The organism is Streptomyces sp. Z423-1 (genome assembly GCF_013009255.1).
Classification (GTDB): Bacteria; Actinomycetota; Actinomycetes; order Streptomycetales; family Streptomycetaceae; genus Streptomyces; species Streptomyces gossypiisoli.
Map to the genome: position 1 here is coordinate 2,256,074 of NZ_CP053109.1, position 11,427 is coordinate 2,267,500.

The 11,427-nt window shown below is 67.0% G+C and carries 3 protein-coding genes, 1 tRNA gene and 2 rRNA genes (1 of these 6 running past the window's edge); 1 reads left to right on the forward strand and 5 read right to left on the reverse strand.

Annotation, left to right across the window (positions count from 1 at the left end; translation table 11 throughout):
- Window positions 1–147: 147 nt before the first annotated feature.
- A complete protein-coding gene (locus HJD23_RS10230) occupies window positions 148–5,589 on the reverse strand; it encodes a HAMP domain-containing protein (RefSeq protein ID WP_171112871.1) in 5,442 nt (1,813 codons plus the stop codon).
- A gap of 405 nt (window positions 5,590–5,994) precedes the next feature.
- Between HJD23_RS10230 and HJD23_RS10235 the strand changes: the two genes are divergently transcribed.
- A complete protein-coding gene (locus HJD23_RS10235) occupies window positions 5,995–8,757 on the forward strand; it encodes a SpoIIE family protein phosphatase (protein ID WP_171112868.1) in 2,763 nt (920 codons plus the stop codon).
- Between the two features lie 55 nt (window positions 8,758–8,812).
- Here HJD23_RS10235 and HJD23_RS10240 read toward each other — a convergent pair.
- From HJD23_RS10240 to HJD23_RS10255, 4 genes are all read right to left on the reverse strand, one after another.
- A tRNA-Thr gene (locus HJD23_RS10240) sits at window positions 8,813–8,888 on the reverse strand.
- 96 nt (window positions 8,889–8,984) lie between these two features.
- Window positions 8,985–9,647, reverse strand: coding sequence for a DegT/DnrJ/EryC1/StrS family aminotransferase (locus HJD23_RS10245; protein WP_171118608.1), 663 nt, complete (start codon window positions 9,645–9,647; stop codon window positions 8,985–8,987).
- A gap of 113 nt (window positions 9,648–9,760) precedes the next feature.
- A 5S ribosomal RNA gene (gene rrf, locus HJD23_RS10250) occupies window positions 9,761–9,877 on the reverse strand.
- Between the two features lie 85 nt (window positions 9,878–9,962).
- Window positions 9,963–11,427: ribosomal RNA gene (locus HJD23_RS10255) — 23S ribosomal RNA — on the reverse strand (it continues 1,645 nt past the right edge of the window).

The window sequence follows — 11,427 nt, forward strand, 5'->3', positions numbered from 1 at the left end:
CACCCCGCCTGTCGCCACACCCTGTCACCGCGATGTCACTGTGCACGTAGCAGAAACGCGGCAGGGGACCAGAAGGTTCCCCGAATACCGCACTTCTACACGACTACGCACACTCAGAGTCAACAACTCCCCATGGACATCTACTGTTCATTCGGCCTGCATCCACTGCTCCATCACCGCCAGCAGGTGATCGGGGTCGACCGGCTTCGTCACATAGTCGGACGCGCCCGACTCGATCGCCTTCTCCCGGTCGCCCTTCATCGCCTTGGCCGTCAGCGCGATGATCGGCAGCCCGGCGAACTGCGGCATCCGGCGAATCGCCGTCGTCGTCGCGTATCCGTCCATCTCGGGCATCATGATGTCCATCAGGACGACCGCCACGTCGTCGTGCTGCTCCAGCACCTCGATGCCCTCACGGCCGTTCTCGGCATACAGCACCGACAGCCCGTGCTGCTCCAGGACGCTGGTGAGCGCGAAGACGTTGCGGATGTCGTCGTCGACGATCAGTACCTTCTCACCCCCGAACCGGACGCCCGCGCGCGGGTGTGCCTCCGCCTCCGCCTCACCGGCCTGCCACGCCTCCTGCGGCAGGGCCCGCTGCTCGGCCATGGGCGTGCTCCTGCGGCGGCGCCGGAAGAGCGCGGCGGCACCGTTCTGGGTCTCGTGGTACGACTTCACCTCGGCCGGCGTCTCGACCGCCACCTCGGTCAGCTCCGGCCACTCGGCGCGTTCCGCGGCGGCCGGAATGCTGGGCGGCGGCTGCTGGTAGCCGTGCGGGGGCAGTTCGCTCGGGTGCAGCGGCAGGTACAGCGTGAAGGTGGAGCCGCGGCCCGGCTCGCTCTGCGCGTGGATCTCACCGCCGAGCAGCTGCGCGATCTCCCGCGAGATGGACAGGCCGAGGCCCGTACCGCCGTACTTGCGACTGGTCGTGCCGTCCGCCTGCTTGAACGCCTCGAAGATCACCCGCATCTTGCTGGCCGCGATCCCGATGCCGGTGTCGGTCACCGAGAACGCGATCAGCTCCGCGTCCGCGTCGGTCAGCGATCCGGCCTCCAGCAGCTGCTCCCGGATCGCCTGCGGCACGTCGTCGCGCGCGGGACGGATGACCAGCTCCACCGAGCCGGAGTCGGTGAACTTCACCGCGTTCGACAGCAGGTTGCGCAGCACCTGAAGCAGCCGCTGCTCGTCGGTGTGCAGCGTGGCGGGCAGCTCCGGAGACACCCGTACGGACAGATCCAGGCCCTTCTCGGCGGTCAGCGGCCGGAAGGTGGCCTCCACGTAGTCCACGAGCTGGACGAGCGCGATACGCGTCGGTGAGACGTCCATCTTGCCCGCCTCGACCTTCGACAGGTCCAGGATGTCGTTGATCAGCTGGAGCAGGTCGGAGCCCGCCCCGTGGATGGTCTCGGCGAACTCGACCTGCTTCGGGGTGAGGTTGCCGTCCGCGTTGTCGGCGAGCAGCTTGGCCAGGATGAGCAGCGAGTTCAGCGGCGTACGCAGCTCGTGCGACATGTTGGCCAGGAACTCGCTCTTGTAGCGCATCGAGACCGCGAGCTGCTCGGCGCGCTCCTCCAGGACCTGCCGCGCTTCCTCGATCTCGGTGTTCTTCACCTCGATGTCGCGGTTCTGCTGGGCCAGCAGCTCGGCCTTCTCCTCCAGTTCGGCGTTGGACGCCTGCAGGGCCTTCTGCCGGTTCTCCAACTCGGCGGAGCGCTCGCGCAGTTGCTCGGTCAGCTCCTGCGACTGCTTCAGCAGCACCTCCGTCTTGGTGTTGACGGAGATGGTGTTGACGCTGGTCGCGATCATCTCGGCGATCTGGTTGAGGAAGTCCTTCTGGATCTGCGTGAACGGCGTGAACGAGGCCAGTTCGATCACGCCGAGCACCTTGCCCTCGAACAGCACCGGCAGCACGATCACCTGCGCGGGCGGTGCCTCGCCGAGCCCGGAGGAGATCTTCAGATAGCCACTGGGCGCGTTCTCGACGAGGATCGTGCGCTTCTCCTGGGCGGCCGTGCCGACCAGCGCCTCACCGGGCCGGAACGACGTCGGCATGGAGCCCATCGAGTAACCGTACGAGCCGAGCATCCGCAGCTCGTACGGGTCGTCCGTGCCCGCGCTGTCGGCAGGCTGCATCGCCAGGAAGAACGCCCCGTGCTGGGCGGAGACCACCGGGGTCAGCTCGCTCATGATCAGCGAGGCCACGTCCTCCAGGTCACGGCGGCCCTGCATCAGCGCGGAGATCCGGGCGAGGTTGCCCTTGAGCCAGTCCTGCTCCTTGTTGGCGATCGTGGTGTCGCGCAGGTTGGCGATCATCTTGTTGATGTAGTCCTGAAGTTCCTGGATCTCGCCGGAGGCGTCCACGTCGATCTTCAGGTTGAGGTCACCGCGGGTCACCGCGGTCGCCACGCGCGCGATGGCACGCACCTGCCGGGTCAGGTTCCCGGCCATCTCGTTCACGGACTCCGTCAGGTCCCGCCAGGTGCCGTCGACGTCCCGCACGCGCGCCTGGCCGCCCAGCTGGCCCTCCGTACCCACCTCGCGGGCCACGCGCGTGACCTCCTCGGCGAAGGAGGACAGCTGATCGACCATCGTGTTGATGGTCGTCTTCAGTTCGAGGATCTCCCCGCGCGCGTCGATGTCGATCTTCTTCGTCAGATCACCCTTGGCGATCGCCGTCGTCACCATGGCGATGTTGCGCACCTGGCCGGTCAGGTTGGAGGCCATCTGGTTCACCGACTCGGTGAGGTCCTTCCACGTACCGGCCACACCCGGTACGTGCGCCTGACCACCGAGGATGCCGTCCGTACCCACCTCACGGGCCACCTTGGTGACCTGCTCGGCGAACGAACTCAGCGTCTTCACCATGGTGTTGAAGGTGTCGGCGAGCTGCGCCACCTCACCGCGCGCCTCGATCGTCACCGTCCGCGTCAGATCACCGTTGGCGACCGCCGCGGCAACCTGGGAGATGTTCCTCACCTGAACGGTGAGGTTCTTGGCCATCAGGTTGACGTTGTCGCTGAGGTCCTTCCAGATGCCGGTGACGCCCGGCACATGCGCCTGGCCGCCCAGGATGCCCTCGGTGCCCACCTCGCGCGCGACCCGGGTCACCTGGTCGGCGAAGGACGACAGCTGGTCGACCATGGTGTTGACGGTGGTGACGAGTTCGAGGATCTCGCCCTTGGCGTCGACGGTGATCTTCTTCGAGAGGTCGCCCTTGGCGACGGCGGTGGTGACGTGGGCGATGCTGCGCACCTGGACGGTGAGGTTGTTCGCCATGAAGTTGACGGACTGGGTGAGGTCCTTCCAGGTGCCGGAGACTCCCTGCACCTCGGCCTGGCCGCCCAGCTTGCCCTCGGTGCCCACCTCGCGGGCCACCCTGGTGACCTCCTCGGCGAACGAGGACAGCTGGTCCACCATGGTGTTCAGGGTGTTCTTCAGCTCCAGGATCTCCCCGCGCGCGTCCACGGTGATCTTCTGCGACAGGTCACCCCGCGCCACCGCCGTCGCGACCTGCGCGATCTGCCGCACCTGAGCGGTCAGATTGCCCGCCATGCCGTTCACGGAGTCGGTCAGGTCGCGCCACACACCGGCGACGCCGGGCACCTGCGCCTGACCGCCCAGCCGGCCCTCCGTACCCACCTCGCGGGCCACCCGGGTCACCTGGTCGGCGAAGGCGGAGAGCTGGTCGACCATCGTGTTGACGGTGTTCTTCAGCTCCAGGATCTCCCCGCGCACGTCCATGGTGATCTTCTGCGACAGATCACCGCGTGCCACAGCCGTGGTCACCTGGGCGATCTGCCGCACCTGGGCGGTCAGGTTGCCCGTGATGGAGTTGACGGCGTCGGTGAGCTCCTTCCACGTACCGGAGACGCCCTCCACACGCGCCTGCCCGCCGAGCCGCCCCTCGGTGCCGACCTCCCGGGCCATCGTCGTGACCTGGTCGGCGAACGACGACAGCTGGTCCACCATCGTGTTCACGGTGTTCTTCAGCTGGAGCATCTCGCCCGAGACGTCCACGGTGACCTTCTGCGAGAGGTCACCATTGGCGACCGCCGTCGTCACCTGGGCGATGTTCCTCACCTGTCCGGTGAGATTCCGGAACGCCGTGTTGACGGAGTCCGTCAGGTCCTTCCACGTCCCCGCGGCGCCCGGCACCTGCGCCTGGCCGCCCAGCTCACCCTCGTCGCCGATCTCCCGCGCCACGCGCGTGACCTCGGAACCGAAGGCGGACAGCTGGTCCACCATGCCGTTGACGGTGTTCTTGAGCTCCAGCATCTCGCCGGCCACATCCACGGTGACCTTCTGCGAGAGGTCACCATTGGCGACCGCCGTCGTCACCGCGGCGATGTCCCTCACCTGAGTGGTCAGGTTCCGGAACACGGTGTTGACGGAGTCGGTCAGGTCCTTCCACGTCCCCGCGGCACCCGGCACGTTCGCCTGCCCGCCGAGCCGCCCCTCCGCACCGACCTCGTTGGCCACGCGCGTGACCTCGTCCGCGAAGATCCGCAGCGTCTCGGTCATCTGGTTGATGGTCTCGGCGAGCTGCGCCACCTCACCACGCGCCTGCACGGTCACCTTGCGCGACAGATCACCGTTGGCGACCGCCGTCGTCACCTCGGCGATCCCACGCACCTGAGCGGTGAGGTTGCCGGCCATGGTGTTGACGGAGTCCGTGAGCTCCTTCCACACACCGGCCACCCCGGGCACCTGCGCCTGCCCGCCCAGCTCGCCCTCGGTACCCACCTCACGCGCGACCCGGGTCACCTCGGAGGAGAACGCGGAGAGCTGGTCCACCATCGTGTTGACGGTTTCCTTCAACTCCAGCATCTCACCGGCCACATGAACCGTGACCTTTCGGGACAGATCGCCCTTCGCGACCGCCGTCGTCACCAGCGCGATGTCCCGCACCTGAGCGGTCAGCCGGTCCGCCATCGTGTTGACGGACTCCGTCAGGTCCTTCCACGAACCGGACATACCGCGCACCTGGGCCTGCCCGCCCAACTTGCCCTCGGTGCCCACCTCGCCCGCCACACGCGTGACCTCGTCGGTGAACGTCGACAACTGGTCGACCAGGTTGTTGACGGTCCGCCCGACCTTCAGGAACTCCCCGCGCAGCGGATGCCCCGTCCCGTCGGGCGCGTTCGTCCGCAGCTCCATACGCGGCGACAGATCGCCCTCGGCCACCGCGAACAGCACCCGGCTGACCTCGGACACCGGCCACACCAGATCGTCGACCAGGGCGTTCGAGGCGTCGATCGCGGCCGCCCAGGACCCCTCACAGGCCCCCGCGTCCAGCCGTTCGGTGAGTTTTCCCTCACGTCCCACGACACGCCGGACCCGCGACAACTCACCCGTAAGGTGCAGATTGCGGTCGGCGACCTCGTTGAAGACGGCGGCGATCTCCGCCATCACGCCGTCCCCGGACACCGTGAGCCGCTTGCGGAAGTTGCCGTCCCGCATCGAGACCAGGGCCGCCAGCAGCCGGTTCAGGGCAGCCGTGTCCACCTCAGTGGTCCCGTTCCGGTTGCTCGGGGACGGTCCGCCCTTCGCGCGCGGCTTCGTGCCCCGCGTCGCTGCGCCAGACTCCACTGTGTCCCTCCCGCAGGGGTCGACCATTACTGCTGTGCTCGGCTACTACTGCTCGGCGTACCGATTACTACTGCGTATCTCCGCCCGGTGGTACCAGCCGTCCATCTCACCAGGAGGTGCCGGACCGCACCAAGGGCTGCTGCCCGCCGTACGCACATCACACTCGCCCTGTCCGGACCTCCACCCAGAAGCCTGCCCAGTGTTTCACCCCGTCCGAACCAGGCCATAACAGTTCGGCAGCTTCGCACACCGTCCGCACACCCTCCGGACGGAAACACTGCAGACCGGCATCCGCATGAACCGCGAAGGTAAGTAACCTTGCATGCGGCTGTCCAGCCGCACCGGTTCCGTCCGGCCTGGGCGGTGGCACGAGAACGAGCGGGCATCGGAGGGGCGGCCGCACACATGACCACCGGACTGATCCCGGGGGAACAGCCCCCGGACCCCCGGCCGAAGAGCGGCCTGCCGTCGCAAACGCGACGCGAGCCGGTCGGCCCCGCAGCCCAGCACGTCGAGAGCAGGTCGAGGAGTTCTGTGATCACCGCGCGCGCGGCCGCCAGCTTCGAGCCCGTCGGGCGCTCGGTCGCCTCCGCGCGCTCCTTCGTCCGCGACACCCTCCAGGGCTGGGGACACGCCGACATCATCGACGACGCCGTGGTGCTCACCAGCGAACTGGTCACCAACGCCGTCGTACACGCCGGCACCACCGCCGACGTGCTGTGCCTGCGCCTCGACGACGGCGTACGCATCGAGGTCGCCGACCACTACCCGGAGCGTGAAGTTCCGCTCCAGGGCTCTGCCGTCAACATGGGCAGCCCCGACCGCGAGGGCGGCCGCGGCCTCCAGCTGTGCGCGGCCCTGGCCGGCCGCTGGGGCGTGGAGTACACACCCACGCACAAGCAGGTCTGGTTCCAACTCCACCTGCCCGAACGTCCCGTGGGCACCCGCACCGCCGGCCCGTCCCTCCCCGCCGACCTGCTCCCGATGGCCGACGGCCGTGTCCGCGTCGCCGTCATCCAGATCGACCGCAACGGCTCCATCACGGCCTGGAACGACGACGCCGAGGAACTCTTCGGCTACCAGGGCGAACAGGTCACCGGCAAACCCCTCACCGACCTCGCCGCCTGGCCGCACACCCCGGGCACCAGCACGGGCATCGCCGAGGCACTGCAACTCTCGCGCTGGGAAGGCAGTTACGGCATCCGCGACGCCGGCGGCCGGGTCGTACCGGTGTACGCCTCCCACCTTCGGGTCCGCGACACCGCCGGCGAACCCTCCACGGTCTGCCTCCTCGTCCGCGACCACGAACGAGCCGTCCTTCAGACGCCGCTGCGCATCACGGCGTCCGACACGCCCACCTCCACCGACGGCCAGAGCACCGACCCCTTCGAGGTGTTCATCGGCTCCCCCGCCCCCGACGACCTCGACGGCCTTCTCCAGCGCACGGTCGAACGCGCTCGCGACATGCTCGACGGCGACTCCGCGTTCCTGCTCCTCGCCACCGACGACGAAACGGAGTTGGAGGTCCGCGCCTCCACGGGCCTGCCCTCCGCCCGCCAGCGCTTCGCCCGCGTCCCCGTCGAGGCCGGCCCCGGCCGCTACGGCTCGGCCCGCATGCCGGCCGTCCACGACGACCTCACGGCCGTCCCCGGCGCCGTACCGCTGCTCAACGGCACGGGCATGCGCTCGGTCGTCACGGTCCCGCTCAAGGTCGAGGGCCGCCTCACCGGCTCCCTCGGCGTCGCCGCGGAGGCCCCCGGCAGATACTCCAACGAGGAGGCGCTGCGCCTCCAGTTCGCCGCCGACCGCATCGCCCTGGCCGTCGAGTCGGCCCGCCTCGGCGAACTCGAACGGCTGCGCCGCGGATCCCTGAGCTTCCTCGTCGAGGCCTCGGACCTGCTCGCCGGCACCCTGGACCGCGACCAGACACTCGCCCTGATGGCGCAGATGACGGTCCCGACGCTGGCCACCTGGTGCGCGGTCTACACGATCGCCGACCAGGCCTCGGAGCCGTACCTCTCGTACGTGCTGCACGAGGACGAGGAACTCATCGACGGCATCAAGTCGTTGCTGTCGAAGATCCCCCCGCCCGACCCGGTACCCACCCCCGGCGCCCGCGTCTGGTCGGCCCCGGCGGAAGCCGCCCACCAGGCGGCCCTCCGCACCTCCATGCGCAGCCTGGGCCTCGGCGAACCCGCCACGGTCAGCGGCGGCATCGGTACGACCCTGGCGACGGCCTCGGCAGTCGGCGGCGAGACGGTCGTCCTCCCCCTGGTCGCCCGCAACCGCGTCATCGGCATGCTCACCCTCGGCAAGCCCACCGACGACCACTTCCGCCAGGAGATCCTGGAACTGGCCGAAGACTTGAGCCGCCGGGCCGCCCTCGCCCTGGACAACGCCCGCCTCTACTCGGAGCGCACGGCCATCAGCCAGTCCCTCCAGCGCAGCCTCCTCCCCCCGGGCCTCCCCGAGATCGACGGCGTGGAGGTCGACGTCATCTACCGCGCGGCCGGCGAGGGCAACGAGGTCGGCGGCGACTTCTACGACCTCTTCCCCATCCGCGACGGCGCCTACGGCTTCGCCATCGGCGACGTCTGCGGTACGGGTCCGAACGCGGCAGCCGTCACCGGCCTGGCCCGGCACGCCCTGCGCCTGCTCGCCCGCGAGGGCCTCAGCGGCCCCGCGGTCCTGCAGCGCCTGAACTCCGCGATCCTCGACGAGGGCGCCCGCAGCCGCTTCCTGACCCTTCTGTACGGCGAGCTGCGCCCCCAGGAGGACGGCAGCGCCGAGCTGAAGGTGGTCTGCGCCGGCCACCCGCTCCCCCTGCGTCTGCGCCAGGACGGCACGGTGGAGACCGCCGCCGAACCCCAGCCGCTCCTCGGTGTCCTGGAGGACCTGGACCTCTACGAGCAGACGGTCACCCTCGACCCCGGCGACGTGCTCCTGTGCGTCACGGACGGCGTCACCGAACGCCGGGAGGGCAGCCGCATGCTCGGCGACGACGGCCTCGCCGACGTCCTCACCACCTGCACCGGCCTCACAGCGGGCGCGGTAGCCGCCCGCATCATGCGCGCCGTGGAACGCTTCGCCTCGGATGCCCCCTCCGACGACATGGCGATCCTGGCGATGCGCGTCCCGGGCCTCCACAATGGCCTGAACAACGCCTGAACGGCACCCGAACCACCAAAAGGCCCCCGCCCGAAAGGGCGGAGGCCTTTTGTTCTGGAGCCCCCAAACGGAATCGAACCGTTGACCTTCTCCTTACCATGGAGACGCTCTGCCGACTGAGCTATAGGGGCCGGTCGCCTTCACGAGGTTTCCCTCGCGGCAACGGAATAGATCATACCCCGAACAGACCCGTGCTCCCAACCACGATCGCCCGGCACCGGAAACGATCAAAAGGCAGGCTGCAACAGTCCACCCAGCGCATTGCACGCGGACGCAATCCGCTGCATGTCCCGCTTCGTCAATCCACCGTCCACGGGCAGCGCAAGGGTGTCCGCGGCGGCCCGCTCGGTCTCCGGCAGCGAGACACACTGCCGAAATGCGGGCAGCCGGTGCACCGGCGTCTTCACCGGCACGCGACACTCAACTCCCCTGGCCCGCAGGGCCTGTGCGAACGCATCCCGATCCGGCCGCCCATTCCCGGGCACCCGCACCACATACTGCTGATAGGTGTGCCCGTCCCCGCCGTCCGGCGTGTACACACCCTTCAACTTCGCATCCAAATAGGCGGCCCGCTGCCGACGCTGCGCGACCTCGTCGTACGGCGCCTCGGACTCCCCCTGCTCCAGCACCAGCATTCCGTGCCGCTGCCCCACAGCATGCAGCCGCACGACATCCGCCGGCCGACCAAATCGGTGTACGACAACGACGGCCACGGTACGCGGAGTCACCACCGCTTCGACCGCGGAGGCGTCGAGGCAGTACGACACCGGGTCTATGTCGGCGAACACCGGGCGCGCACCCGCCAGGGTCACCGCTTCGGAGACCTCGACGTTCCCGAAGGCCGGCACGATGACCTCGTCACCGACTCCGACGCCGGCGGCCCTGAGCATTGCAGCAGTACCCATGTCGGGGATCGTCGTTGCGCAACGTGAACTTCAAGTGACACAGAACAAAAAAGGGTTGGACCCGGAACCGAAGTTCCGGGTCCAACCCGTTAATAATTGTTCGGCGGCGTCCTACTCTCCCACAGGGTCCCCCCTGCAGTACCATCGGCGCTGTAAGGCTTAGCTTCCGGGTTCGGAATGTAACCGGGCGTTTCCCTCACGCTATGACCACCGAAACACTATGAAACTATCCAGCCGGACCACCCTCACGGGGCGGGGCTGTTCGTGGTTTCAGAACCAACACAGTGGACGCGAGCAACTGAGGACAAGCCCTCGGCCTATTAGTACCGGTCAACTCCACACGTTACCGTGCTTCCATATCCGGCCTATCAACCCAGTCGTCTACTGGGAGCCTTACCCTCTTAAAGAGGTGGGAGTCCTCATCTCGAAGCAGGCTTCCCGCTTAGATGCTTTCAGCGGTTATCCCTCCCGAACGTAGCCAACCAGCCATGCCCTTGGCAGAACAACTGGCACACCAGAGGTTCGTCCGTCCCGGTCCTCTCGTACTAGGGACAGCCCTTCTCAAGACTCCTACGCGCACAGCGGATAGGGACCGAACTGTCTCACGACGTTCTAAACCCAGCTCGCGTACCGCTTTAATGGGCGAACAGCCCAACCCTTGGGACCGACTCCAGCCCCAGGATGCGACGAGCCGACATCGAGGTGCCAAACCATCCCGTCGATATGGACTCTTGGGGAAGATCAGCCTGTTATCCCCGGGGTACCTTTTATCCGTTGAGCGACGGCGCTTCCACAAGCCACCGCCGGATCACTAGTCCCGACTTTCGTCCCTGCTCGACCCGTCGGTCTCACAGTCAAGCTCCCTTGTGCACTTACACTCAACACCTGATTGCCAACCAGGCTGAGGGAACCTTTGGGCGCCTCCGTTACCCTTTAGGAGGCAACCGCCCCAGTTAAACTACCCATCAGACACTGTCCCTGATCCGGATCACGGACCCAGGTTAGACATCCAGCACGACCAGACTGGTATTTCAACGACGACTCCCACCATACTGGCGTATGGCTTTCACAGTCTCCCAGCTATCCTACACAAGCCGAACCGAACACCAATATCAAACTGTAGTAAAGGTCCCGGGTCTTTCCGTCCTGCTGCGCGAAACGAGCATCTTTACTCGTAGTGCAATTTCACCGGGCCTATGGTTGAGACAGTCGAGAAGTCGTTACGCCATTCGTGCAGGTCGGAACTTACCCGACAAGGAATTTCGCTACCTTAGGATGGTTATAGTTACCACCGCCGTTTACTGGCGCTTAAGTTCTCAGCTTCGCCCCACCGAAATGGAGCTAACCGGTCCCCTTAACGTTCCAGCACCGGGCAGGCGTCAGTCCGTATACATCGCCTTACGGCTTCGCACGGACCTGTGTTTTTAGTAAACAGTCGCTTCGCTGGTCTCTGCGGCCACCCCCAGCTCAAGCAGCAAGTGCTCACCGGATGTGGCCCCTTCTCCCGAAGTTACGGGGGCATTTTGCCGAGTTCCTTAACCATAGTTCACCCGAACGCCTCGGTATTCTCTACCTGACCACCTGAGTCGGTTTAGGGTACGGGCCGCCATGAAACTCGCTAGAGGCTTTTCTCGACAGCATAGGATCATCCACTTCACCACAATCGGCTCGGCATCAGGTCTCAACCACAAGTGCGACGGATTTACCTATCGCACGGCCTACACCCTTACCCCGGGACAACCACCGCCCGGGATGGACTACCTTC